Here is a 24,346-nt window from a genome sequence, read left to right as displayed (position 1 = left end):
AGCGGCTCCTTATGGGAACCGCTCTTGCTTTTTTCCTTTTTTACGAGGGTTCGAATCTATTTTTCGCTTACTGCCATCCACGTTTTCGCACTTTTCAAATCCAGGCTTTTGAGATGCAAAAAACCGCGTGGTTACGCGGTTTTTTGCCCAAATATCTTTTTGGTTTTCCTAGGATGGTGGAGATGGCGGGAATCGAACCCGCGTCCGAAAAAGGGGCGCCAGGGCTTTCTACGGGCGTAGCTTTTGATTTATCTCTCCCGCAGCCCAGTGCTCAAAAGCAAGCCCCGGGCTTTGGCAGCCTTCTTTGTCATGGCAAGGGTCAAAGGCGGCCCCCTCGCTCACGTTCACCGCTCATCGACGCTCTTATCCCGGCCGCGGTATTCCGAGCAAGAACGGCTGCTTATTTAAGCAGCAACAGCAACAAAATCGTTGTCGTTTAATTGAAAAGTTTACAGCTTTTATAGCGGTTCTGCGCCGCTGCCCGCTTACCAAGGTTTCCCTCCCCCGTCGAAACCTTTACATCCCCATGAGGGAAACTATCCTACATATATAGTATACACCCTCCCGTATGGTTTTAGCAAGAACTTTTTGCTCTTTTTTTGCCTATTTTATATCAATCTTTCGTTTCTGTATTCCTTATTTCACCAGCCCGTTGTGAAGGCGAGAAATCCCCGTCATTTTGCCGTAATCTTCCAGAAAATTCGTGTCATTCTTTTGCATCAATTCTTTTCGATTCTGTGATATAATGTAGGCGGAACATATGCCATTCTCTCTATTTTGATTTCCAATCGGAGATTACCCAAAGGAAGGTTAGAATAAATGTGTACCAGTAAAGATGTCGCCAAATTGGCCGGAGTGTCTGCGGCTACTGTTTCCCGGGTATTCCGGGGGGAAAAGGTCGTCACGGAAGAAACCCGCAATCGGGTACTAGAGGCTGCCCGCCAGCTGAACTATACACCCAGCGTGGCGGCCAGCATGCTGAAAAAGCAAAATAATCATACCGTGGCTTTTTTGGACCCAGACCCACGAAACTCCTTTTATATCCGGATGATTTCGAAAATCAGCGATGTTCTGAGGAACCGCTACGACTACTCCGCCATTATGACCCCAGACACCAAATATGACCAGGAGCTCTTGGATTCTGTGCTGCTGTTTCTTTCCTACCGGGTGGAATGTATTGTATTCTCCCCCATTCACAGCGTCTTTGATCCCAATCTAGCCAAACTGTTCCGTCCGGATTCTCCCACGAAGTTTTTACAGCTGCATTCCCATGTCTATGACGAAATCAGCTCTATCTCCTACCCCGATGTCACTGGCATGGAAACCGGTGTAACCCATCTGCTACAGCAGGGACACCGACGCATCCTCTTTGCTTCAGACGACGCCGTACGGATGCGGGGCTGCCAGCTGGCTTATGAAAAAGCGGGGATCTCCCAACCTGAAATCCCTATCAATCTTTTTCATGGCCAGGTGGAGTTAGAGGGTTTGATCCAGTCTATCCAAAAATACCGCCCCACCGCCATCATGGCCGTGGCAGAAATGTCTGGCCTGAAGGCCTATACCGCCATCACCCGGCTTGGCCTGCGGGTTCCCGAAGATATCAGTTTCCTGGTCTACGACGATTCCAGCTGGGCTCAGGCTCTGGGGATCTCCGTAATCGCCCATCCCATGGAAGAAATCGTGGAGACAGCAGCGGATCTGATCTCCGGCATGAACACCGGACTCTATCCTCAGCCCCAGCATCGAAAAATCTGCCCCTGCCTGCTGCTTCGGGACTCTATTCGCCCTCTTGTTCCGTAACTTATACTTTCTGGGAGTTTTTATGGGGGAAACGGCACACCGCACCAAGCAAAGCGAAATGCGTGGGCTGGGTTTCGCGGTCGTGACAAAAAGATAAACACTCGCGCAGCTCGGTTTATCTTTCCGTTTTCCTACGGAAAACTCTGCCAAGTTGAGTGCTGGATGCCCAGAGCTGGGTTACTCCGGGACTAGGAAACTTTTTTTCTCAGTTGCAAAAGAGATTCATCTCGCCGTGCGAGATGAACTCTCCGTTTCCTCTTGCCGATGTTTTGCAAAGCAAAACTCGGATAGTTAACCGAGCGCAGCGAGCTTTAACTATGATTCACCACTTCAAAAAATGCGCTTCTCAGGTGTTAAGGTCAAGGGCAAGACCGTGGAGCGCTGCTCCACACCACGCCACTTTTGAAAAAGTGGACAAAACTTTTACCCTGGCTGGCTGAGTGCGCAAAAGCCAACTAGCGTAAAATGTTTCGTAGACTTCGTTTCACGAAGTCTTGCCTTTCTCAAAGGCTGCGGGGTTTTTAGGGGGCGACAATCGCCAGTGGCGATTTCCCGTCGCTGACCGAACCGGCAGGTGAGTGGAACCCCTAAACCGCCGGAGGCCTGCGCAGCGAAGCGAGCACCACTCTCAAAAAGTATGCTTTATTGACGGAATGCCCGGCGCTGTTTCGCGGCAATCCGTTCTCTGCGGGCCTGCGTTTCCGCCTCGTCTAAAAGCAGCTCTCCCTCACTGGTAATCGTCAGCACGCTGCCCTCCCCCACACCGCTGGGCAGCTCACTGGTTTCTATGGCAAAATATTTTTGCTCTTTGTCCTCACAGATGGCATATTTCCCATCAAAACGGTCGACGATCAACTGTCTCATACCCTATATTTTCCTCCTTTTCCAGTCTTGCGGAAATGTTGTCTCCATCAAAAAAGAACGCAATGTTCCCATGAATATCCGTACGGTAGATCTCCGCGCCGGCGTACTCCAGACGGGCCAGCACGTCATCCTTGGGCAGGTGATTTCTATCAAAGCCTGAAGAAACCAGCGCGTATTTGGGAGAAGTCTCCCACACAAACCGAAAGCTGCTGGATGTATCGCTGCCGTGATGCCCCACTTTCAACAAATCCACATCCAGATCCTGTCCGCTGAGGATAAGGTCCTGCTCTGCCGCATCCTCCATGTCTCCGCAGAAAAGCGCGGAAAAACCTTGGCAATCCAGACGAAGCACTAACGAGGCATCATTGGCATTGTCATAGGGCTCCACCGGACCCAGCGCTGTGATCTTCGCCGCGCCTAAGGAAAAGCTCTCCCCTGGTTCCAACGCCAAACGGGGAACTCCTCTTTTCTTCAATTGTCCGGTCAGCTCCCGATATTCCCGGCTGGCTGGTACAAGATCTTCCGGAAGGACCGCCTGCACAAAGCAGTTTACCTCCACCTGGGCGAACAGAGACGGCATTCCGCCAATGTGGTCCCCATCGGGATGGGACATAATGAGGTAATCCAGGGAATCCACCTGATGGTTGCGCAAATACTCCTCCACCAAAGACGCGGATACCCCTTTTCCGGCATCCAGGAGAGCCGCGTGGCCCTGGCTCCGAATCAGCAAAGCATCCGCCTTGCCCACGTCGATGGCATGGATTTCCAGGAGCTCCGTCTCCCCCCGGCGGTCATTCAGCCCCAGCTCATAGCAAACCTCCCGCACCAGCCGCGTCCCAGGGGGCGTGAGGGCAAACAGGTATCCCCCGGCCAGCAGCAGAAGGAATATTCTTTTCAGCCAGGTAACGCGCTTTCGATAGACTCGCGCCCAGGAGCTTCCCATAGCATCCCCACCTTATCCCAGCTTATTATACCTCATTTTCTTTCCGTTTGCAACGCAAAATAGATTCCCATTCTCCCCCACTTGACAAGACCAGAAAGAATATGTATAATTATTCATATTCTTGCATAGAAAGAGGGATGTATATGACCATTCGACTGCTGAAAGAAGAAGATTTTCCCCAGCTCCTTGCGCTGTGGACCGCTACCCCCGGCATGGGGCTGAACAGCGCCGATGACTCCCCCGAGGGCATCCGCCAGTATCTCCGCCGCAACCCGGACACCTGCTTCGCGGCGGAAGCCGAGGGCCGGATCGTGGGGGCCATTCTTGCCGGACACGATGGCCGCCGGGGCTTTCTTTACCACCTGGCCGTGGGGGAATCTCAGCGCCTTCAGGGGATCGGGAGAGCTCTCGTCCGCAGCGCCCTAGCCGCACTGAAAGCCCAAGGCATCCGGAAAGCGGCCCTGGTGGCCTTTCGGAACAACCGGCTTGGCAACAATTTCTGGAAGAGCATAGGCTTTTCCTTACGGGAGGACCTGAACTACTGGAACATTCCCCTGGATGAATAAAAATGCAAGGAAAAAGGGACGCTGGAAGCGCCCCTTTCTGTGACCAAGTCTGTAAGCCGAGTTCTGTCTTGAGCAGTCATCTATCTTGGCCTGCCGTTGCCAGCAGGCTCACGCCACCTCCACGGAACGCGCGGGCCACGCCGGCGGTGAAACCGCCTGTCCCGATACCACGGTGTTGCTCCGGATAGGGTTTACAGGGCCGCGCGGTCTCCCGCGCGCCGGTGAGCTCTTACCTCGCCTTTCCACCCTTGCCTGAGAGATTGGCCCAGGGCCCATCTCCGGCGGTATATCTCTGTTGCACTATCCCTAGGGTCGCCCCCGGCGGCTGTTAGCCGTTATCCTTGCCCTGTGGAGCTCGGACTTTCCTCAGACGCGCGCTTTCGCCTCGCGCCCGCAACTGCCCGGCTTGCTCACATAGAATATTCTACCGGAAACCGCTTCGCCCGTCAATAGTTTTTTTCGGAAAGCATCCGGTTCTTTTCATCCCACAGCCTCTGGGACAGGTCCACATAATAGTTGTGGGGGTTCTCAAAGCGGGTGACCTCTTCCCAGAGGGAGTCCACTTGGGCGGCGCAGTAGGCCTTGATGGCGTTCAGTGCCCTGGGAGTATATACGCATTCGCCGTCTTTGAAAATCTGGACCAGCAGGGGCACCGCGTGGAAGTTCTCGACAGTTTTGCGCTTCCAGGTGTGGTCGGGGTCAAACAGCACATAGGGATTCTCCTCGTCGATCACCTCGTCGTGCATCGCCACCACATCCGCAATGGCCTTGTCCGTCTCCTTGTCGAACAACCTCCAGACACTTTTAAAGCCGGGCGTGGTAATTTTTGCCACATTCTCGCTGATCTTAATCTTGGGGGTGATGGAGCCGTCCTGATTCTCCACGCCCACCAGTTTATAAACTCCGCCGAACACGGGTTCAGAAGAGGAAGTAATCAGCCGCTCGCCTACGCCGAAGGAATCCACCTTTGCCCCCTGGGCCAGCATATCCCGGATAATATATTCATCCAGGGAATTGGAGGCGCAGATAGGACAATCCTCAAAGCCCGCGTCATCCAGCATTTTCCGGGCTTTCCGGGACAGATAGGTAATGTCGCCGCTGTCAATGCGGATACCTTTGGGCCGGAAGCCCTTGGGACCCAGCACCTCATTGAAGATTTTGATGGCGTTCGGCACGCCGGATTTCAGCACATTATAGGTGTCTACCAGCAAGACGCAATTGCTAGGATAGGCCTGGGCATACGCCTTGAAAGCGTCGTACTCCGTGTCGAAAAGCTGCACCCAGCTGTGGGCCATGGTGCCCAGAGCCGGCACGCCAAAAAGCTGATCGCTGACCGTGCAGGCTGTTCCCGCGCAGCCGCCGATATAAGCCGCCCGGGCCCCATAGACCGCGCCGTCAAAGCCCTGGGCCCGGCGGGAGCCAAATTCCATTACCGCCCTGCCCTGGGCCGCCCGGACAATGCGGTTGGCCTTTGTGGCAATCAGGCTCTGATGGTTGATGCACAGCAACACCATCGTCTCCACAAACTGGGCCTGGATGGCCGGACCACGCACCGTGACAATAGGTTCGCCCGGAAAAACCGGCGTACCTTCAGGTACAGCCCAAACATCGCAGGAAAACCGGAAATTTCTCAGATAATCAAGAAACTCGTTGCTGAAAATGTTTCGGGACTGGAGATATTCCACGTCCTCTTCCGTAAAACGCAGACCTTTCAGATAGTCTACCAGCTGCTCCACACCGGCCATGATGGCAAACCCGCCGTTATCCGGCACCCTGCGGAAAAACATATCGAAATAACAAGTGGTATCCTGAAAACCACCGAGAAAATAGCCATTGGCCATGGTCAGCTCATAAAAATCCGTAAGCATGGTGAGTTCACGTTCTGAAAACTTTCTGCTCAAAAAAATCGTCCTTTCATCGTTGTTTTCTGTGATTACGAAGCTCTTGTACATAAGGACCGGGGAACAATGAATATTCTGCTAATCTTGTCTCCATTATAACAGGCAAAACGGGAAAAGTACAGTGCCATTTTGCGATTTGAGAATAATGACAAATTATTTTACCGAAAACTCTTGATTTCTAATGATTGTTCCATTATAATACTTAGTTAAATGGATTATGTTTGTGTTGAGAAGAATATAACTAGGAGAATGAGCTATGAGACTGCGTGGGCAACCCCTTGGAACCAAAAACCTCATCGGAGCAAGAGTGGAAACTGCCCGTAAGAGCCAGGGCATGAAGCAAAAAGAACTGCTGGCTCAATTGCAGGTACGGGGTGTGGATTTAAACGCCTCCGGCTTATCAAAGCTGGAAGGGCAGATCCGTTATGTGACCGACATGGAGCTTTTGGCTCTCTCAAAAATCCTGAACGTGTCTGTCATGTGGCTGCTGACAGGCAAGGATATGCGAGAGCGATAGCCTGTGTCCCATGCGCGAAAACCGCTGTTTTCTTTTCTGTACGCATATTTTGCCGGAATTCCCCCATATTAACCTGTAAGCGGCAAAAACAGGAGGGATGCGGCGTGCTTTGCTGGGAAGAGCTCAAACGGCTGGCGCCGGCAGGGATTTTTTGGGGAGCATACACTCTCCTATTTCTGTTGTGGAAAATTACCTTTTTTTATACATTGCCTTTCCTTTTGGGACTGCTGGTTGCAGCCATATTGCAGCCGGTGATTCGCTTTGCCGAACACAAACTTCATTTAAACCATAACTGGGCTTCTGGCGGGATAACCGCTTTAGCCCTGTCTCTTTTTCTGATCGTACTGCTGCTGCTTCTCTTCGTTGCCGCGAAAGAAATGACAATTTTTTTGATAAAAGCCACCCAAGGCGGATTCCCCGAATTCTCTCCGGCGGTACAGAGCTTTTTCCGGCAAATCGGCGGTTTTTTCCAGAGCCTTGACGGAAATTTCTGGGAACGCAACCGTCAGAATCTGGTGGAGTTTTTTAAGAACAGCGCGGGGCTTGCCGTCACCATACTTTCTCAGGCACTTGCTGTGTTGACGTCTCTTCCCACACTGCTGGCCCTGTTGCTGGCGACGGCATTTTCAGCGTATTTTTTCGCCAAAGACTACGGTACAATCAAAGCGTGGGGCAGGAGAATTCTAGGCAAAAAAACGCTTTCTCTTGCCAGGGCTGCTGTGAAAAGTTCTTCTGGAACCGGCAGGCGGTATGCTCTCTCCTACGCGCTGATCTACTTTATCAGCTTTTGCGAGGCCTTTGTGATTCTGTCTATTCTGGGCATCCCCTACCCGCTTCTAACAGCTGTTCTCACCTGCATTGCCGATGTACTGCCTGTGCTAGGCCCAGGCATCGTCTTTACGCCGGTGGCGGTGTACCAGGCCCTCATCGGAGAATATGGCCGGAGCATCGGGGTACTGATCGGATGGTTGGTGATGACTTGCATCCGTCAGGTGGTGGAACCCAAACTGGTGGCCTCCACGGTGAAGATCCATCCCCTGGCCATGCTGGCCGCTGTCTATTTCTCCCTGGCGGCGGGAAGCCTCTGGGTGCTGCTCTACACAGCGGGATTTTTTACGCTGTACGCCATGCTGCGGACGGCGGGCATCCTTCCGGCCCTCTCCCCGCCCCCCTCCAAAGCAGAATAGAAAACCCGCCGGGGCTTTCCAGGCGGGTTTTTTGATATCGCGCTCAGCTAACCAGCGTAAAAGTTTCGTCGTCTCACCTGCCAGTTCGGTCGGTGCTTGACGGTCCCCACTGAGGACCAGCACCCTTTTCAAAGGTTGTGGAGGTTTGGAGGGTGAGCGTCTGCCAGTGGCAGACACGCTGCGAACCGACCGAAGCGGTAGCTGAGAGCCAACGCCTCCAAGGTCTTATCTCTTGACCTGAAACACCTGAGAAGCGCATTTTTGCGGGTGAATTTGCGCAAGAATTGCGCAACGAGGGCGCAAGCGCCCTCGTTCCGGAACCCACCAGCTCTGTGCGCCTGGAATCAGCCAAAACACTCGCCCGGCCCTGTGCTCCGCAATCAGCCAGCCCGAGCACCCACGCGCCCATATAAAACACGCTTTTATTCGCGATATTTTTGAGGGCGCGCGCTGGGTGGAATGCGTTCGGCGGGCTATTCGCACGCGAAGCTGGCACACGGCGAAAACTGCTGCCCGCAGAGCTGGCTGGTTCCGATTTCCAAGGGCTTCTCGCCTGCAAAGCAGGCGAAACAGGGGCCCCCCTACGAGGGTCCCCTACGCAAAACGTCCCACCGGGACGTTTATGCTACCCTCCTGCGTTGTTTTCTCAGGTGTTAAGGTCAAGGGAAAAGACCTTGAGGGCGTTGCCCTCAAACTCCCACAAACTTTTTGAAAAATGTTTGATCAAAAACTTTTATCCTGGACAGCCTTCGGCGGGTCAGAAAGCCTTACCCGTTGCCCGCCATGGTCTTGACCATGACGGCTTTCTGGGCGTGAAGCCGGTTCTCCGCCTCTTCGAAAATGTACTGGGCGTGGGCCTCGAACACCTCCTCGGCGATCTCCTCCCCCCGGTGGGCGGGCAGGCAGTGCTGCACCATGGCATCGGGCTTGGCCTGGGCCATGAGCTCCTGGTTCACACAGTACCCGGCAAAAGCGGCTTCCCGTTTCTGGCGCTCCTCCTCCTGTCCCATGGAGGTCCACACATCGGTGATCACCACATCCGCGTCCTTGGCGGCACGCATGGGATCATCGGTGAGTTCAAAGCAGTCATAGCCATTGGCAAAGTCCAGAATCTCCTGGGGCGGGCGGTATCCCTCCGGGCAGGCCACGGACACCGCCATGCCCACCTTCAGGCCCCCCACGATCAGGGAGTTCATCATGTTGTTGCCGTCCCCGATGAAGCACAGCTTCAAGCCCTCCAGCGAGCCCTTGAACTCCCGCACGGTCATCAGGTCCGCCAGAACCTGGCAGGGATGGCAGAAGTCCGTAAGGCCGTTGATCACCGGCACGCTGCCGTATTTTGCCAGATCCTCCACCTCCTGCTGCTCAAAGGTGCGGATCATAATGCCGTCCACATACCGGGACAGCACCCGGGCGGTGTCCTGCACCGGCTCGCCCCGGCCGATCTGGGACCCCTGGGCCCCCAGCACCACTGCATAGCCCCCCAGCTGGTTGATACCCACCTCAAAGGACACCCGGGTGCGGGTGGAGGACTTCTCGAAGATCATCCCCAGGCATTTGCCCTTGAGATGGTGGTGCTCGATGCCGTGCTTGGTCTCATACTTCAGCTGGTCGGCCAGGTTGAGGACTTCAATGATCTCCTCTCCGGTCATGTCCAGCAGCTTCAAAAGATGCTTCATAGTCAGTCAACCTCCCGCAATACTTTCGCGAATTTTTCCAGGCCCTCGTCCATCTCCTCCTGGGTGATGGTCAGAGGCGGCAGGAACCGGACCAGCTCCTTGGCGGTGAGCACCAGAAGCCCCGCTTCCGCGCATTTCGTAAGCACATCGTGGGCGTCCCCGGATTTCAGCTTGATCCCCAGCATCAGCCCCCTGCCCCGGACAAAGTCCACCTGGGGCATAGCCAGGAGCTTCTCCCGGAAATAGGCTCCCTTTTCCTCCACGGCCCCCAGGAACGCCGGGTCGTTCACCCGCCGGACCACCTCACGTGCTCCCGCGCAGACCACCGGATTCCCCCCAAAGGTGGACCCCTGCTGGCCGGGCTTCAGGATATTCCGCAGCCTCTCCTTTACCAGACAGACACCGATGGGCAGGCCCCCCGCCAGACCCTTGGCGCTGGTGGCCACGTCCGGCTGGACGCCGTAGCCCTGGTAGCTGTAGAAATGCCCGGTGCGGCCCACACCGGTCTGGACCTCGTCCACCATGAACAGCACGTCCCTTTCTCGGCAAAGCCTGGAAAAGCCCTGAACAAAGCCCTCGTCCATGGGCACCACGCCGCCCTCGCCCTGGACCGTCTCGATGAGCACGGCGCAGACGGAGCCGTCCAGCAGGGCGGCCACGGCCTCCAAGTCTCCCCCCTCCGCATAGAGGAAGCCCTCTGTCAGGGGAAGGAAGTCCTTGTGGAAGGCCTCCTGGCCCGTGGCGGCCAGGGTGGTCAGCGTCCGGCCGTGGAAGGAGTTGTTGAGGGTGACGATCTTGTCCGCGCCCCGCTTCTCCCCGTATTTCCGGGCGATTTTAATGGCGCACTCGTTGGCCTCGGCCCCGGAATTGCAGAAAAAGGCCTGGGCCATTCCGGCGGCTTTGCACAGCTCCTCCGCCAGGGCGGTGTTCTGGGGGGAGTAGTAGTAGTTGCACAGGTGCTGAATCTCCCCCGCCTGGGCCGCCACGGCGGCGGTCCACTGGGGGTCGCTGTAGCCCAGGGAGTTCACGCCGATGCCGGAGGTAAAGTCAATGTACTCCTTGCCCTCGGCGTCCCAGGCACGGGCGTTTCTGCCCTTCACCAGGGCGGCGTCCACCCGGCCATAGGTATGCATGATGTAGGCCTGCTCCTGATCTTTGATCTCCTGAAAGGTCAAAAAAGCCACTCCTTTCTATCTTTCCATCCATAATTAAGGCATGCCCGGCAGTTCCCCACGCCGGCCCGCCCCGTTGAGACAGGAAACAAATTTTACAAGCCCCGTAAATTGTCGATACGCTCCGGGTTTTCCGCCGCCGCCCATTCCTTTAGCTTATCGCAGGGAAATTCAGGACATTTGCCGCAATGCTCCTGCCCTTTTCCCGCGTTGCAGGCGTACAGCTCGCAGGAGCCCCAAAACACCTGGCCCTGAATTGCTTTGCACCCGGCGCAGTTTCGTTCTGTCTTAAATTTGCAGACATCACAGTCTATCCCGCAAACACTGAAATTCATCCTCTTTCTCCTCTCAGAAGCTATAGGTTTTAAGACCTTGGAGGCTCTGGTCTCGCCTGCCGGCTCGGTCGGTTCGCGGCGTTGTCTGCAATACTTGGCTTTGCCAAGTATCCGGCAGAACGCTCACCCCCAAACCCCTGCAAGGGGCCTAGACGCCTGAGACTTGGCTTCGCCAAGTCTTTGACCGCGCAATGTCACTCCTCATTTCATTCGTCGTGAAAGTTTTGACGTTTTGACAAGCTGACCAGGGTAAAAGTTTTGGTCGAGCTTTTTCAAAAGCTCGCAGGGTGTGGGACGGAGTCCCACGGTCTTGCCCTTGACCTTAACACCTGAGAAGCGCATTTTTTGAAGGTGAATTGGCGCGCAGCGCCAAGAGGGAACTTTTTGCAAGAGAAAAAAGTTCCCTGAAAACCGGAACCAGCCAGCGGCTTCGTATCCCAGCTTTCGCCTTCTACCTGCTTCGCGGGCCGAGAGCCAGCCCAACGCGCTATGCCTGGGGCGCGTCTCAAAACCTATACCAATTCTCAATAAAACATGGTGCCGATGCCCTCGTCGGTGAACAGCTCCACCAAAATAGAGTGGGCTGTACGGCCGTCGATGATATGGGCCCGGCCCACGCCCCGGCGCACCGCGTCCACGCAGCAGTCGATCTTGGGGATCATGCCCCCGCTGATCACGCCCTCCTTTTTCAGGCGGCGCACGTCGCTGACGTTCACCACCGGGATGATGGTGCTCTCGTCGTCCTTGTCCCGCAAGAGGCCCCGCACGTCGGTCATGAGGATCAGCTTCATGGCCCCCAGCTCGGCGGCAATGCGGGCGGCGGCCACGTCGGCGTTGATATTGTAGACCTCCCCATGATAGCCCGCCGCCACAGTGGAGACGATGGGGATATAGCCGTCCTTCGCCACATTCCGAAGGATATCCGCGTTCACCTCCCGGATCTCCCCCACAAAGCCCAGGTCCGCCTCCAGCTTATCGGCCTTCAGCAGGGAGCCGTCCAGACCGCACAGGCCCACGGCCTTGCCCCCGGCGTTTTCCAGCAGCTGCACCAGGTCCTTGTTCACCTTCCCGGCCAGCACCTGCTGGACGATGTCCATGGTCTCCTGGTCCGTGTAGCGCAGGCCGCCCACAAACCGGCTCTCCTTGCCGATCTTGTTCAGCATGGCGTTGATCTCCGGCCCGCCGCCGTGGACCAGCACCACATTGATACCCACCAGCTGCATGAGCACGATATCGCTCATCACGGCGGATTTCAGCTCATCGTCCAGCATGGCGTTCCCGCCGTATTTCACCACCACGGTAGCCCCGGCGTATTTTTTGATATAGGGCAGGGCCTGCACCAGGATATTGGCCCGCTGGCTGTTTGATACCTGCATTCCGTCCATCCTCTTTCTACGACCTCCCAACATTTGTCCAAGCCATCACCATCATGCCTACCGCCAAAACAAAGAATGCCACAAGGAGAAAATTGGCGGCGATCCCTCCCAGCAGCAGCCTGCGCCACAGCTTTGAGGTCCTGTGCCGCGTGGCAAAATGGCAGCAGATACCCAGCAGCAATAAAACCGCTGTGATAACCGCTGCGGCAGGGTCCAGAAATACCATCCCCATGGCGGTGAAGCACAGCGCGGTGAAAGCCAGAAAATTCATGGCAAGCAGCAGAGCCAGCGCCGCCGCCGGAATATCCCAAGCGCTCTCCATCTTCAGGGGCATTTTTCTCATACGCGCCGCCTCAGCTCCGGTAATCCGCGTTGATCTTCACATAGTCATAGGTCAGGTCGCAGCCATAGGCCTCGGCGGAAACCTCCCCCATGTGCAGGTCGATCACCGTCTCCAGCTCCGGCTGGGAGATCACCGCCAGCGCGTGCTCCTCGGAAAAATCCGCCACCAGACCCGCCCGGCAGACCTGCTCGCTGCCTGTCTGGGAGCGGAAGGTCACGTCGATCTTGTCCACATCCACCGGGACCCCCGCGTAGCCGATGGCGCAGAGGACCCGCCCGGCGTTGGCGTCGTTGCCGAACATGGCGGCCTTGAACAGGCTGGACCCGCTGACGCTCCGGGCAACCGTGCGGGCGGTGTGCAGGTCCGGCGCGCCCTCCACCCGGACCACCAGCAGCTTGGAAGCGCCCTCGCCGTCCTTGGCCAGCATTTTGGAGAGCTTGCGGCCTACAGCCTCCAGAGCGGCGGCAAAGGCCTCGTAGTCCTCCCCCTCGCCGGTGATCTCCGGGTTCCCGGCGGCGCCGTTTGCCAGGACCATGAAGGTGTCGTTGGTGGAGGTGTCGCCGTCCACGGTGACCATGTTATAGGTGGCGTCCGCAGCGGCTTTGATGGCCTTCTGGAGCATTTCCGGGGAAATGGCGCAGTCCGTGGTCACAAAGCTGAGCATGGTGGCCATGTTGGGATGGATCATGCCGCTGCCCTTGGCGATGCCCCCCACGCGCACCTCTTTCCCGCCGATCTCCACCTTCACCGCCGCCTCCTTGGGGAAGGTGTCCGTGGTCATGATGGCCGTGGCGGCCATGGGAGAGCCGTCCGGGCGCAGGGCATCTTTCAGGGCCTGGGCGGAGTCCGCGATGGGCTCGATGGGCAGGGAGGGGCCGATGACCCCGGTGGAGGCCACCACCACGTCCGTGGAGGGGATCCCCAGGACCTCCCCGATGATTTCACACATTTTCTCCGCCTTTTCCAGGCCGTCCGGGGCGCAGGTGTTGGCGATGCCGGAGTTGCACACAATGGCCCGGGCTTTGCCGTCGGCGATGTTCTTCTTCGTCACGGCGATGGGCGCGCCCTGGACCAGATTCCGGGTGTAGACTCCGGCGGCGGCGCAGTCCCTGTCGCTGTAGATCAGCGCTAGATCGGGCTTTGTCTTGTTCTTGCGTATGCCGCAGTGGAGCCCGCTGGCGGAAAAGCCCTGGGCTGCGGTTACGCCCCCTTCGATGAATTCCATATGGTTCCTCCTCCAAAAAGTATCGTGCTCGCAGACCTCTTACGAAGCAATCAAAACGCCATGGGGACCAGCTTCAACCCGGCGGTCTCCTCCAGGCCGAAGGCCAGATTCATGTTCTGGACGGCCTGCCCCGCCGCGCCCTTTACCATGTTGTCGATGGCGGAGATGGCCGCGAAGGTCCCCGTGCGGGCGTCCACAAAGAGGGACAGGTCGCAGAAATTGGTGCCCCGCACGTTCTTCACGTTGGCGGCCTGCCCCTGTGGCAGCAGCCGGATGAAATACTCCCCGGCGTAGCGGCTCTCGTAGGCCGCCCGCAGCTTCTCCAGGGTCGCGCCGGGCTTCATGCGGACGTAGCAGGTGGCCAGGATTCCCCGGTTGATGGGCAGCAGATGGGGCACGAATGTAAGGCGCATCTCCTTGCCAGCGATCCGGGAGAGGGTCTGCTCCATCTCGGGGGTGTGCCGGTGACAGGCCACTTTGTAGGCGGTGAAGCCCTCGTTCAGCTCCGGGTAGTGGCTGCCCTGGGTGGGCTTGCGCCCCGCGCCGGTGACGCCGGATTTGCAGTCGGCCACGATCCCCTCCGTCTCGATGAGCCCGGCCTCCAAAGCCGGAACCAGCGCCAGGGGCACCGCCGTGGTGTAGCAGCCGGGGTTGGCGATGAGCTTTTTGCCCCGGATCTCCTCCCGGAACAGCTCCGGCAGGCCGTAGACCGCTTGCTTGTGGAGGGCCGGGTCGGTGAAAGCGCCCCCGTACCACTCCTGGTAGACCTCCTCGCTCTCTAGGCGGAAATCCGCCCCCAGATCGATGAAGGCCTTGCCCGCCGCCATGCACTGGGCGGCCAGCTCCTGGGAGAGCCCGTGGGGCAGGGCAGCGAAGATCACGTCGCTTTTCTCCACCACATCTTCCTGGGACTCACAGATCATATCGCATATGTTGTAGTAGGCGGGATAGACGGCGGACAGGGGCTGGCCCTGAAAACCCACCGAGCTGATGGCCGAAAGCTCCGCCTGGGGATGCCCCAGAAGCAGCCGGCACAGCTCCGCACCTGCATAGCCGGTGGCACCCACCACGCCCGCTTTTACCGTGTTCATGTCAAGTATTTCCCCTTTCCAACAGGTCCAGCACCCGCCGGGCCTGGGCTTTTACATTCTCCGGCGCGGGCCCGCCCAGCACCTTGCGGCCCCCTACGCATTTCTCCAGGGAGATGGCGGCGAACACCCCTTCGTCGAAGGCCGGGCAGACCCGCCGGTACTCCTCCAGGGGCAAAGTCTCCAGGGTGAGGCCCCGGTCCAGGCACAGGGCCACCAGCTCCCCGGTGATCTTGTAGGCGTCCCGGAAGGGGAGCCCCTTCAGAGACACCAGATAGTCCGCGCAGTCCGTGGCGTTGATGAAGCCCCCCGCCGCCGCCTTCCGCATGTTCCCCTCCAACACCTTCATGGTCTCCAGCATGGGGATCAAGGGCGTGAGGCACAGCTTCAAGGAGTCCACCGCGTCAAAGACCGCCTCCTTGTCCTCCTGCATATCCTTGTTGTAGGCCAGGGGCAGACCCTTGAGCATGGTGAGCAGGGCGGTCAGGTCCCCAATCACCCGCCCGGACTTCCCCCGGATCAGCTCCGCCAGATCGGGATTTTTCTTCTGGGGCATAATGCTGGAGCCCGTGCAGTAGGCGTCGTCCAGCTCAATGAACTTAAACTCCCAGGAGCACCACAGCACCAGCTCCTCGCAGAGCCGGGACAGGTGCACCATGCACAGGGACGCCGCGAAGGCAATCTCCGCGCAGAAATCCCGGTCGGAGACCCCGTCCAGGCTGTTCTGGGTGGGGGCTGTAAAGCCCAGGAGCTTTGCGGTCAGTTCTCGCTCCAGAGGGTAGGTGGTCCCAGCCAGGGCCCCGCTGCCCAGAGGGCACAGGTCCATGCGGCGCAGAGCGTCCTCAAAGCGGGAGATATCCCGGAGGACCATCTCGGCGTAGGCCATCAGGTGGTGGCCGAAGGTCACCGGCTGGGCCCGCTGCATGTGGGTGTATCCGGGCATCACCGCCCCGCTGTACTGGTCCGCCTTTTGGCACAGGACCCGGCCCAGGTCTTTGAGCTGCCGGAGCAGGCCGTTGCAGTCCTCCCGCAGGGTGAGGCGGATGTCCAGAGCCACCTGATCGTTTCGGCTGCGGCCGGTATGCAGGCGCTTGCCCGCGTCTCCGATCCGGGCGGTGAGCTCCTGCTCCACAAAGGTGTGGATGTCCTCCGCGTCCGGGTCGATAGCCAGCGCGCCGCTGTCCAGGTCCTCCAGGATCTTCCCCAGCTCCACGCAGATCTTCATGCTCTCGCCCTCGTCGATGATCCCCTGGCGGCCCAGCATGGTGGCGTGGGCGATGCTGCCCTCGATGTCCTGGCGGTACATGCGGCTGTCAAAGGCGATGCTGGAGTTGAAGTCGTTGGTCCTGGGGTCGGCCTCCTTCTTGAAGCGGCCTTTCCATAGTTTCATGGTTCTTCCTCCGTTAAAAAGTCTAAGGCCCCGCTGCCGGAATGGCCTGTAAACCGCAGAAACGCCTCCCGGTAGTCCCTCATGTGGGCGGTGAGGGACGGGGCGAACTCCCCGGCCTCCGCCATCGCGGCAAATTCCTCAAAGGAAACCCATCTGGCCCCGGAGGTCTCCCCCTTCTGGAACCGCACCCGGCTCAGGTCCACGTTCATGCGCACCCCATAGTCCCGGCCCAGATAGGGCCAGCTGCGGGAACGGCCCAGGAGGGTGATCTGTCCCTCGGAGACGGTGATGCCGGTCTCCTCACAGAGCTCCCGGATCACCCCGTGGACGGGAGACTCCCCCGCCTGTACATGGCCTGCGGGATTTTCCCATTTTCCCGGGGCGTACCGTTTCTCCAGACTCCGGCGGGTCAGAAAGATCCTGCCCCCTTCGTCCACAATCCACATGCCCACCGCCATCCGGTACTCCTCCGGGCCCAGGGGCGCCTCTTTGTCCCGGACAGCGCCGGTCTTGTGGCCGTCCTTGTCGTATATGTCGATCAGTTCCATTTTCCCGTTCCTTACTTGTCGTAGGTCAGCCCTTTCTTGGCCTGGACCTTGATGGGCAGGCCGAAGAGGTTGATGAACCCGGCGGAATCCGCCTGATTGTAGACCTCGTCCTCGTCGAAGGTGGCGATCTCCTCGTCGTACAGGGAATAGGGCGCGGTGACGCCCGCGTCGATGATGTTGCCCTTGTAGAGCTTCAGCTTCACGTCGCCGGTGACGGTCTCCTGGGTGGAGTCCACAAAGGCGGAGAGGGCCTGGCGCAGAGGGGTGTACCACTGGCCGTTGTACACCAGGTCCGCAAATTTCAGGGCGATCTGCTGCTTATAATGATAGGTCTCCTTGTCCAGGCACAGCTCTTCCAGCTTGTTGTGGGCGTGGTAGAGGATGGTGCCGCCGGGGGTCTCGTACACGCCCCGGGACTTCATGCCCACCAGCCGGTTCTCGATGATGTCCGCCAGGCCCACGCCGTTTTTGCCGCCCAGCTGGTTGAGCTTCTCCACCATCTGGACGCCGGTGAGGGTCTCCCCGTTCAGCTGGGTGGCCACGCCCTTCTCAAAGTGCAGGGTGATGTAGGTGGGCTCGTCCGGGGCCTGCTCCGGGGAAACCCCCAGCTCCAGGAAGCCGGGCTTCTGATACTGGGGCTCGTTTGCCGGATTTTCCAGGTCCAGGCCCTCGTGGGACAGGTGCCACAGGTTCTTGTCCTTGGAGTAGTTGGTCTCCCGGTTGATCTTCAGGGGCACGTTATGGGCCTCGGCGTAGTCGATCTCCTCCTCCCGGGACTTGATGTCCCAGACGCGCCAGGGGGCGATGATCTTCATATCCGGGGCGAAAGCCTTGATGGCCAGCTCGAAGCGCACCTGGTCGTTCCCCTTGCCGGTGCAGCCGTGGCAGATGGCGTCGGCCCCCTCCTTCTTGGCGATCTCCACAATGCCTTTGGCGATGATGGGACGGGCGAAGGAGGTGCCCAGCAGGTATTTATTCTCATACACGGCCCCGGCCTTCACAGTGGGGTACACGTAGTCCTGGACGAACTCCTCTTTCAGGTCCAGCACGTAGAGCTTTGAGGCCCCGGTCTTTTTGGCCTTCTCCTCCAGGCCGTCCAGCTCTGTGCCCTGGCCCACGTCGCCGGAAACGGCGATGACCTCGCAATTGTTATAATTCTCCTTCAGCCAGGGGATAATGATGGAGGTGTCCAGTCCACCGGAATAGGCCAATACTACTTTTTTGATGTCATTTGCCATGATCGTCACGTCCTTTTTCTTTGTCAATTGTCTATACTCTATTATACAAGTTTTTTTGGGAAAATCAAGGGCTTACTGCATATTTATTCATATTTATGCAAAAGCCATGCAATTCATTCCAACCCGGCGGTTATTTCGGGGAACTTGCCCCGAAGAAAGTGCCTATATGTGGGAAGGTCCCGGGCCTCCTCATACTCCCCCTTGATGCTGTCCCGGATCCAGGCGAGCATGGTTTCCGGCAGGTCCTCATACCGGCGGATGAGGATAAGCCCGGCCTCCTCCGCCGCCAGGATGGCCTCCAGGGCGTCGGGCACGAATTCGCAGCCGCAGACGGGCACGGGCTGGCCGGTGACCACCGCGTCCGGGATGTCCTCCTGGTCCTCCCCGCCGGGCACGGCCTCCGCAGCGTAGATGTAGCCGGAGACCCCCTTGTAGGTGTCCTCCAGGGCGTTTGGCCAGTACTCGTCCAGCTGCAGCTTCCCCTCGAAAAAGCCGTAGCTCCCCCATTTCTGCCAGGGGCCCTCCTGGGCGAAGCTGGTCTCCTTGCAGTACTTCTCGATGGCGTTGGAGAGGTAGGGCAGCACGTTCTCCCGCTTTCTGGACAGGTACACCAGGGGCCTGCCGTGGTTGGAGACCCGGGGCTCCAGGACCTCAATGCAGTGAATAGGGCTTGCATGATAATACATAGCTATTCCTCCCCTCCGGGGTTTTGGTCGTACTCCTTCACCGGGCCGTAGAGGCGCTGGTCCACCCGGGCGGTGAGCAGCAGCCCCTCCTCCACGTATTCCTCCCGGAGCACCGCGCCCTCTTCCCGGAGCTTCGCCGCAAGGCCGCTCTTGGCAAAGGGCAGCAGGAGCTCCACCAGGAAGGTCTTTTCCGGCAGGTTCTCCTCCACAGCCCGGAGCAGCTCCGGGATTCCCTGGCCGTGGAGGGCGCTGATCCGCACCGCGCCGGGCAGCCTGGGGGCCGCTTCCGGGTCCTCCACCGCGTCCCACTTGTTCAGCACGGGGATCACCGGCCTGCCGCCCCCGCCCAGGCTCTGGAGCAGGTCCTCGGTCACCCGAAGATGCTCCCGGGCCTCCGGGCTGGAGGCGTCGCAGATGTTCAGGAGGATGTCGGCGGTGGCGGCCTGCTCCAGGGTGGACTTGAAGGCCTCCACCAGATGGTGGGGCAGGCGGCGGATGAGGCCCACGGTGTCGATGAGCATCACCGTCTTGCCGCAGGGGAGCTTGAGGGCCCGGGCGGTGGGGTCCAGGGTGGCGAACAGCTTGTCCTCAGCCAGGACCCCCGCCTGGGTGAGGCAGTTCATCAGGGTGCTCTTGCCCGCGTTGGTGTAGCCCACCAGGGCCACGGTGACCACGCCGTTCTTTTTGCGGCGCTTCTCGGTGACCTGCCGGGCGGACTCGCTCTCGGCCAGCTGCTCCTTCAGGCTGCCGATCCGCCGCCGGATGTGCCGCCGGTCCGTCTCCAGCTTGGTCTCGCCGGGGCCACGGGTGCCGATGCCGCCGCCCAGCCGGGACAGGGCCGTGCCCTTGCCGGAGAGCCTGGGCAGCATGTACCGCAGCTGAGCCAGCTCCACCTGGAGCTTGCCCTCCCGGCTGCGGGCCTGCTGGGCGAAGATGTCCAGAATCAGCATGGTCCGGTCGATAACCCGCACCCCGAAGAGCTCCTCCAGGTTGCGGATCTGGGTGGGCGTCAGTTCCCTGTCGAAGATGCAGAGGTCCAGCTTTTCCCGGCTGATCAGGTCCGCGGCCTCCTGGGCCATGCCGGAGCCGATGCAGGTGGCGGAGTCCGGCGCGGGGCGCTTCTGGAGCAGGGTAAAGGCCGGGTCCGCCCCGGCGCTGTCCGTCAGCTCGCAGAGCTCGGCCAGAGAGGTCTCGGCGTCGTATTCGCCGGTGTCCAGGGAGACGAGCAGCGCCCGCTCCCGGGTCTCTTGGTTTTCAAACATCAAATCCCTCCTTTGGGTTTCAGAGCTTGCAATTTCTGGAAATTTATTGTATACTCTTAAGGCCGTGGGGCGTCGCCCCACACCCCACAAACTTTTTGAAAAGAAGTTTAAGACGTTACCTTCGGTAAGTCTCAAAAACTTTTACCCACTCCTCACTTCGTTCGTCGTGAACGTTTTGCGGAACAACATTGACCGGTCCAGCTGGTCTTAAGCTGGCGGGGAGTTTAAGGGGTGAGCGTCTGCCAGTGGCAGACACGCCGCGAACCGACCGAGCCGGCAGGCGAGACTCGCGCAGCCCTCAAGGCCTTATCTCTTGACCTTAAACTCCTGAGAAGCGCATTTTTTGAAGTGGTGAATCATAGTTAAAGCTCGCTGCGCTCGGTTAACTATCCGAGTTTTGCTTTGCAAAACATCGGCAAGAGGAAACGGAGAGTTCATCTCGCACGGCGAGATGAATCTCTTTTGCAACTGAGAAAAAAGTTTCCTAGTCCCGGAACCAGTCAGCTCTGTGCGGACGCTCTCAGCCAAAAGTTCCCGCAAGGCCCTGTGCTCCGCAACCAAGTAGCGCGCGCACTCACGCCCCCATAAAAAATACCCTTTTATTTGCGGCATTTTTTGGGACGCGCCCCAGGCTGAGCGCGTTCGGCTGGCTATTCGCACGCGGAGATGGCGCGCCGTGCGTTCGCACCCAGCTTGGCGAGTTTTGCTTTGCAAAACGGAAAGATAAACCGAGCCGCGCGAGTGTTTATCTTTTTGACACTACCGCGAAACCAAGCCTACGCCTCGCACCCGCTAGGCGCGGTGTGCCCCGCTCGCATTTTGCGGCCTACCGCAAAATGGCCGCGAGGAAGCGGGCAAAGCCCGTTTCCTCCGGCGGTTCGTCCTTCGGCCGAACCCGAGCGGGGGGCCAGCCCACCCCATTCATCCAATCCTGAGAGGAGGCAATCTTCATGAGCAAGCCCTATTTTGTAGGCATATCTGGAGGCACCGCCAGCGGGAAATCCACCTTTGCCAACTGGCTGGAAAACGAGCTCTCTGATTTATGTCCGCGCGTATTCTATATGGACGGTTATTTTAAGCCCGACGGCGTCCGGCCCAAAGCCATCGCCCACGTTACCGGAAGAGAGTACTACGACGATAACTGCCCAGAAACCATCTACCATCAGCAGCTTCAAGAGGACTTGGCCCAGGCCGTTGCCGAGGGGGCTCGAGTCATCTTGGTAGAGGGGCTCTTCGCCTTGTGGTACGACTGGCTCTATGAGCAGCTGGACCTCAAACTCTTCATCGACTGCCAGGCCGACGAGCGGATCGTCCGCCGCCTCAAGCGGAACATGGCCCAGCGGGGCCTCAGCTTCGACGAGATCGCCGAAGTCTATCTGGACATGGTCCGCTACCGCCATGAGCAATACATCGAGCCTACCAAATGGCGGGCAGACTTGATTCTCAACGGCTCCTCCCCTTCTCAAACAGCAAATCAAATGCTGGCAGACCATATTCGCAAACTAGCGCGGGGAAATTTATCATAATATAGTTCACGAAAAAGGTCAAGAGAAAAATGCGAAAAAACCGCCGCGAGAGCCATTTCCTGGCATCTGCGGCGATTTTTTGGTATTTGCTATTTTCCGTTCAGCTCGGCATACTGCAAAAGATTCCGGCAGAAGAACATGATAAGCAACGCCACCGGCACATTGGCGGCGACCACTCCCAGAAGCATCCCCACCGCTCCAGGCAGCAGCTCCAGACTGAGCAAAGCAATGCCCAGACCGACTCCCGGCAGGGACAGCAGCATAAGTGAAATGATGTAGAAAAACAGAAGCAGCCCTTTGGAGCGCACGGTTCCGAATATCCGTTCCACCAGGATATTTCCAGAGGTGAACAGCAGGGAAAATGAAATCCTGGCCAAAATACACAGCACCATTTCCACCGGCCCCAGCCCCAGAATCAGGGACACCGGCACGAAAATCACGGCAGCTTCCACGCAGTCGGCCATCAAGGTCTCTGCGGTAGCCCAAAGCAGCTTCTTAAAAGGGGACTCGGGAATCATATAGATGTAGGGCTTGGAAAGCTCCCAGTTAAACCGTCCCAGACTTTCAGAAAAAATCTGCATATATGTGCTCATGGTAAACACTGCCACAAAAGCCGCTGTGTTCCCCTCTTCATCGGCAAATATTACCCCATACAGAACCGCGCAGCCGATAATAATCAGCATAAAAATAATCGACATTTTGGAGAAGATCAACAGTCCGGAACGACGGTTTTCCAATAGATGCTTATAGAACAGGGCGCTGGAACCGTTTCCTTTGCCAATGCCGGTTTTACCCACGCGCACATTCTTGGGCATCACCTCGGCGGGCTGGCCTTCTTTCTTAGCGGTAATGGCGGATTGGGCCACCTCGGCGGACTGCAGCACGTCCTCATAATAATTATTCTTGTTCTTGACCACCAGCAGAATCGCCACGGCAAAGGCGGCAAGAATTAGCAGGACCGAAATTCCCGCCAACAGATAGTCCCCGATAAAGACGCCGCCGATCAGGCCCGCGGCCCACCCAGACACCGGGAAGAAAACACCCACGGCCGAAAGGAACTCCACGCCGGCATCCAGCGCGCCAGAGAATCCTCCCATGGTGAACAGCTCTTCCGGAGAATCGCCCGCAGAGGCAACCAGGCCGGGAATGCACCGGAACAGAAGCGCCGCCACAAATACCAGCGTAATCCCGTAAACACAGTACTTGACAAGCCGCCGGGCGTTGTCGTTTCCGCTGGCACGGGTATAGGCCGCCATGGCGCAGACCTGGCCCAGAAACAGGCTCAGGCCATACCCCAGCACAATCAGCAGAAGATGGGAATACTCCACGCCATAGACCCCATGGAGCCAGTTGTATTGGAACAGCAGGAAAAATCCTAAAAGCAGAGACAATCCCAGCTGCCGGAACAACGCGTAAAACAGGACCTTATTGGGCCGAATGGGCGACGGAAACAGCATACTCACGTCGGAAAGGGTAAACATTGGGTAATTTCCCGCACCGCCGTTTACGCCGTTGATAAACGTCATCAGGAACATCATGGTATAAAACAGCACCATAATGGAGGTCAATTCCTGGAGGGGCCGTAGCTCCAGATGTTCGCTGTTGACTTGGCCCCCGATGGTGGAGAGAACCAGCGCCGCGGCAATGACGATCACATAGATCAGCTTGGCGGGATGCTTAACGGCCTCTTTCAGCTGGTTTTTCAGCTTTACGGCAGTCAGGTAAATCAAAGGGCTTTTCATGCGCCCACCCCGCTTCCTTCTCCAGAGCCGCCTTCGGTAATCTGGAAGAACAGATCCTCCAGGCTCTGGCCTTCGCCGCCGTCGTTCAATTTTGTAGCGGCAAACCGGCCGTTCATCATGATGTTTGCCACGTCCCAATAGTCCTCCACGCTGTCAATCATATGGGTGCTGATCAGCACGGAGACGCCGTCCCGCTTCAGCTCCCGAAAGATATTCTTCAGCTCCTTGATGGCGTGAGGGTCCAGGCCAACCAGAGGCTCGTCGAACACCGCCACCCGCGGCCTGTGGCATAGGGCACAGCAGATGGAAAGCTTCTGCTGCATGCCCTTGGAGAGCTCTTTGCCCAGCTTATCCTTTTTGTCCCACAATTCCAGGCGCTCCAGCAGCTGCTGGGAATAGGCCTCGTCCTGAATCTTATAGGCCCGGCGGATAAACTCCATATGCTCCGCCACAGTAAGCAAGTCGTATACCGCGGGCATTTCGGGGATATACCCCAGCTGGCGCTTGGCCTCAATGGTGTTGTTGGCCGCGCCGTTGATTTCAACGCGCCCGGTAAAGCGCAGAAGCCCTGTAATACACTTGATGATGGTGGACTTCCCCGCGCCGTTGGGCCCCAACAATATGCCGATCTGCCCATCGCCCACGGCAAAGCTGATATTGTCGTTGGCCACGTTTTTCCCATACTTTTTTGTGACGCCGCTAATAGAAAGCATAGCTTCCATCCTCCTTCAGGTTCCCTCAAGTTTTGATATTATTATAATATCATCTCAATATCTTGTCAAGGATTTTCTTACCTTATTTTCATTTTACAAAAATTATGTTTTATACGCAAGTCCCGCCGGAAAATCGTAAGAGAACCGACAGAATTCCCCCTTGTTCTGCACGAGAGAGCCGCAAAGAAATGATAACACATCAAACGACTTGTGTCAACCCCATTACGTGGTCAACACAAGGTTTA

Annotated in this window: 22 protein-coding genes and 2 other RNA genes; 5 read left to right on the top strand and 19 right to left on the bottom strand. The window is 57.8% G+C overall.

The genetic code is table 11. The features are described from left to right. Positions 1 to 174 precede the first annotated feature (174 nt). Positions 175 to 526: a transfer-messenger RNA gene (ssrA, locus tag D7X94_RS10740) on the bottom strand. Between the two features lie 293 nt (positions 527 to 819). Between ssrA and D7X94_RS10735 the strand changes: the two genes are divergently transcribed. Then, a complete protein-coding gene (locus tag D7X94_RS10735; protein ID WP_120427718.1) occupies positions 820 to 1,800 on the top strand; it encodes a LacI family DNA-binding transcriptional regulator in 981 nt (326 codons plus the stop codon). Positions 1,801 to 2,442: 642 nt separating this feature from the next. Here D7X94_RS10735 and D7X94_RS10730 read toward each other — a convergent pair. Then, positions 2,443 to 2,664 carry a DUF3006 domain-containing protein gene (locus tag D7X94_RS10730; protein WP_120427717.1) on the bottom strand — a complete coding sequence of 74 codons (222 nt, stop codon included), beginning with the start codon at positions 2,662 to 2,664 and terminating at the stop codon, positions 2,443 to 2,445. Further along, the gene (locus D7X94_RS10725; protein WP_120427716.1) at positions 2,636 to 3,607 is read right to left on the bottom strand and encodes a ComEC/Rec2 family competence protein; all 972 of its coding nucleotides are present in this window, start codon (positions 3,605 to 3,607) and stop codon (positions 2,636 to 2,638) included. Before D7X94_RS10725 ends, D7X94_RS10730 begins: the two co-directional genes overlap by 29 nt. A gap of 47 nt (positions 3,608 to 3,654) precedes the next feature. Between D7X94_RS10725 and D7X94_RS10720 the strand changes: the two genes are divergently transcribed. Then, complete coding sequence (locus D7X94_RS10720; protein WP_279221776.1) at positions 3,655 to 4,173, top strand: GNAT family N-acetyltransferase; 519 nt, start codon at positions 3,655 to 3,657, stop codon at positions 4,171 to 4,173. A gap of 36 nt (positions 4,174 to 4,209) precedes the next feature. On the opposite strand, the gene rnpB is transcribed toward D7X94_RS10720, so the two are convergent. Continuing rightward, an RNA gene (gene rnpB / locus D7X94_RS10715) (RNase P RNA component class A) lies at positions 4,210 to 4,586 on the bottom strand. Between the two features lie 33 nt (positions 4,587 to 4,619). Next, positions 4,620 to 6,080 carry a nicotinate phosphoribosyltransferase gene (locus D7X94_RS10710; RefSeq protein WP_442857903.1) on the bottom strand — a complete coding sequence of 487 codons (1,461 nt, stop codon included), beginning with the start codon at positions 6,078 to 6,080 and terminating at the stop codon, positions 4,620 to 4,622. Positions 6,081 to 6,330: 250 nt separating this feature from the next. On the opposite strand from D7X94_RS10710, the gene D7X94_RS10705 reads away from it, so the two are divergent. Both D7X94_RS10705 and D7X94_RS10700 read left to right on the top strand, forming a co-directional pair. Then, positions 6,331 to 6,591, top strand: coding sequence for a helix-turn-helix domain-containing protein (locus D7X94_RS10705; protein ID WP_120427714.1), 261 nt, complete (start codon positions 6,331 to 6,333; stop codon positions 6,589 to 6,591). Further along, positions 6,555 to 7,778: an AI-2E family transporter gene (locus D7X94_RS10700; protein ID WP_330558200.1), complete on the top strand. Its 1,224-nt coding sequence runs from the start codon at positions 6,555 to 6,557 to the stop codon at positions 7,776 to 7,778. The genes D7X94_RS10705 and D7X94_RS10700 overlap by 37 nt, the downstream gene beginning before the upstream one ends. Before the next feature lie 767 nt (positions 7,779 to 8,545). Here D7X94_RS10700 and argF read toward each other — a convergent pair. The 12 genes from argF to hflX all read right to left on the bottom strand — a co-directional run bounded on the left by argF (position 8,546) and on the right by hflX (position 20,120). Further along, the gene (gene argF / locus D7X94_RS10695; protein WP_120427712.1) at positions 8,546 to 9,457 is read right to left on the bottom strand and encodes an ornithine carbamoyltransferase; all 912 of its coding nucleotides are present in this window, start codon (positions 9,455 to 9,457) and stop codon (positions 8,546 to 8,548) included. A gap of 2 nt (positions 9,458 to 9,459) precedes the next feature. Further along, entirely contained in the window at positions 9,460 to 10,632 is a 1,173-nt protein-coding gene (locus D7X94_RS10690; protein WP_120427711.1) for an aspartate aminotransferase family protein, read from the bottom strand. Between the two features lie 92 nt (positions 10,633 to 10,724). Further along, positions 10,725 to 10,964: a DUF3795 domain-containing protein gene (locus D7X94_RS10685; protein WP_120427710.1), complete on the bottom strand. Its 240-nt coding sequence runs from the start codon at positions 10,962 to 10,964 to the stop codon at positions 10,725 to 10,727. Between the two features lie 524 nt (positions 10,965 to 11,488). After that, entirely contained in the window at positions 11,489 to 12,340 is an 852-nt protein-coding gene (gene argB / locus D7X94_RS10680) for an acetylglutamate kinase (RefSeq protein ID WP_120427709.1), read from the bottom strand. Between the two features lie 16 nt (positions 12,341 to 12,356). Next, a complete protein-coding gene (locus D7X94_RS10675) occupies positions 12,357 to 12,683 on the bottom strand; it encodes a hypothetical protein (RefSeq protein WP_120427708.1) in 327 nt (108 codons plus the stop codon). 10 nt (positions 12,684 to 12,693) lie between these two features. Next, positions 12,694 to 13,908 carry a bifunctional glutamate N-acetyltransferase/amino-acid acetyltransferase ArgJ gene (gene argJ, locus D7X94_RS10670; RefSeq protein WP_120427707.1) on the bottom strand — a complete coding sequence of 405 codons (1,215 nt, stop codon included), beginning with the start codon at positions 13,906 to 13,908 and terminating at the stop codon, positions 12,694 to 12,696. 50 nt (positions 13,909 to 13,958) lie between these two features. Beyond that, positions 13,959 to 14,999 carry an N-acetyl-gamma-glutamyl-phosphate reductase gene (gene argC, locus D7X94_RS10665; protein WP_120427706.1) on the bottom strand — a complete coding sequence of 347 codons (1,041 nt, stop codon included), beginning with the start codon at positions 14,997 to 14,999 and terminating at the stop codon, positions 13,959 to 13,961. A gap of 1 nt (position 15,000) precedes the next feature. Next, positions 15,001 to 16,386 carry an argininosuccinate lyase gene (argH, locus tag D7X94_RS10660; RefSeq protein WP_120427705.1) on the bottom strand — a complete coding sequence of 462 codons (1,386 nt, stop codon included), beginning with the start codon at positions 16,384 to 16,386 and terminating at the stop codon, positions 15,001 to 15,003. After that, complete coding sequence (locus D7X94_RS10655; RefSeq protein WP_120427704.1) at positions 16,383 to 16,934, bottom strand: NUDIX hydrolase; 552 nt, start codon at positions 16,932 to 16,934, stop codon at positions 16,383 to 16,385. The genes argH and D7X94_RS10655 overlap by 4 nt, the downstream gene beginning before the upstream one ends. 11 nt (positions 16,935 to 16,945) lie before the next feature. After that, positions 16,946 to 18,172, bottom strand: a complete 1,227-nt coding sequence (locus D7X94_RS10650; protein WP_120427703.1) for an argininosuccinate synthase — start codon at positions 18,170 to 18,172, stop codon at positions 16,946 to 16,948. Between the two features lie 113 nt (positions 18,173 to 18,285). Next, positions 18,286 to 18,858, bottom strand: coding sequence for a hypothetical protein (locus tag D7X94_RS10645; RefSeq protein WP_120427702.1), 573 nt, complete (start codon positions 18,856 to 18,858; stop codon positions 18,286 to 18,288). Between the two features lie 2 nt (positions 18,859 to 18,860). After that, on the bottom strand, positions 18,861 to 20,120 hold the full coding sequence (hflX, locus tag D7X94_RS10640) for a GTPase HflX (protein WP_120427701.1): 1,260 nt from the start codon (positions 20,118 to 20,120) through the stop codon (positions 18,861 to 18,863). Between the two features lie 950 nt (positions 20,121 to 21,070). On the opposite strand from hflX, the gene D7X94_RS10630 reads away from it, so the two are divergent. After that, positions 21,071 to 21,646, top strand: a complete 576-nt coding sequence (locus D7X94_RS10630) for a uridine kinase family protein (protein ID WP_120427699.1) — start codon at positions 21,071 to 21,073, stop codon at positions 21,644 to 21,646. 89 nt (positions 21,647 to 21,735) lie between these two features. On the opposite strand, the gene D7X94_RS10625 is transcribed toward D7X94_RS10630, so the two are convergent. Then, complete coding sequence (locus D7X94_RS10625) at positions 21,736 to 23,388, bottom strand: putative ABC exporter domain-containing protein (RefSeq protein ID WP_120427698.1); 1,653 nt, start codon at positions 23,386 to 23,388, stop codon at positions 21,736 to 21,738. Next, complete coding sequence (locus D7X94_RS10620) at positions 23,385 to 24,101, bottom strand: ABC transporter ATP-binding protein (RefSeq protein WP_120427697.1); 717 nt, start codon at positions 24,099 to 24,101, stop codon at positions 23,385 to 23,387. The genes D7X94_RS10625 and D7X94_RS10620 overlap by 4 nt, the downstream gene beginning before the upstream one ends. Between the last annotated feature and the right edge of the window lie 245 nt (positions 24,102 to 24,346).

It is taken from the genome of Acutalibacter sp. 1XD8-33 (assembly GCF_003612555.1).
Taxonomy (GTDB): domain Bacteria; phylum Bacillota; class Clostridia; order Oscillospirales; family Acutalibacteraceae; genus Acutalibacter.
This window is presented reverse-complemented; position numbering and strand designations above follow the sequence as displayed.

Coding starts and splice junctions, on each gene's coding strand:
- D7X94_RS10735 (WP_120427718.1), top strand. CDS start 820: ATGTGTACCAGTAAAGATGTCGCCAAATTGGCCGGAGTGTCTGCGGCT.
- D7X94_RS10730 (WP_120427717.1), bottom strand. CDS start 2,664: ATGAGACAGTTGATCGTCGACCGTTTTGATGGGAAATATGCCATCTGT.
- D7X94_RS10725 (WP_120427716.1), bottom strand. CDS start 3,607: ATGGGAAGCTCCTGGGCGCGAGTCTATCGAAAGCGCGTTACCTGGCTG.
- D7X94_RS10705 (WP_120427714.1), top strand. CDS start 6,331: ATGAGACTGCGTGGGCAACCCCTTGGAACCAAAAACCTCATCGGAGCA.
- argF (WP_120427712.1), bottom strand. CDS start 9,457: ATGAAGCATCTTTTGAAGCTGCTGGACATGACCGGAGAGGAGATCATT.
- D7X94_RS10685 (WP_120427710.1), bottom strand. CDS start 10,964: ATGAATTTCAGTGTTTGCGGGATAGACTGTGATGTCTGCAAATTTAAG.
- argB (WP_120427709.1), bottom strand. CDS start 12,340: ATGCAGGTATCAAACAGCCAGCGGGCCAATATCCTGGTGCAGGCCCTG.
- D7X94_RS10675 (WP_120427708.1), bottom strand. CDS start 12,683: ATGAGAAAAATGCCCCTGAAGATGGAGAGCGCTTGGGATATTCCGGCG.
- argJ (WP_120427707.1), bottom strand. CDS start 13,908: ATGGAATTCATCGAAGGGGGCGTAACCGCAGCCCAGGGCTTTTCCGCC.
- argC (WP_120427706.1), bottom strand. CDS start 14,999: ATGAACACGGTAAAAGCGGGCGTGGTGGGTGCCACCGGCTATGCAGGT.
- argH (WP_120427705.1), bottom strand. CDS start 16,386: ATGAAACTATGGAAAGGCCGCTTCAAGAAGGAGGCCGACCCCAGGACC.
- D7X94_RS10655 (WP_120427704.1), bottom strand. CDS start 16,934: ATGGAACTGATCGACATATACGACAAGGACGGCCACAAGACCGGCGCT.
- D7X94_RS10650 (WP_120427703.1), bottom strand. CDS start 18,172: ATGGCAAATGACATCAAAAAAGTAGTATTGGCCTATTCCGGTGGACTG.
- D7X94_RS10645 (WP_120427702.1), bottom strand. CDS start 18,858: ATGTATTATCATGCAAGCCCTATTCACTGCATTGAGGTCCTGGAGCCC.
- hflX (WP_120427701.1), bottom strand. CDS start 20,120: ATGTTTGAAAACCAAGAGACCCGGGAGCGGGCGCTGCTCGTCTCCCTG.
- D7X94_RS10630 (WP_120427699.1), top strand. CDS start 21,071: ATGAGCAAGCCCTATTTTGTAGGCATATCTGGAGGCACCGCCAGCGGG.
- D7X94_RS10625 (WP_120427698.1), bottom strand. CDS start 23,388: ATGAAAAGCCCTTTGATTTACCTGACTGCCGTAAAGCTGAAAAACCAG.
- D7X94_RS10620 (WP_120427697.1), bottom strand. CDS start 24,101: ATGCTTTCTATTAGCGGCGTCACAAAAAAGTATGGGAAAAACGTGGCC.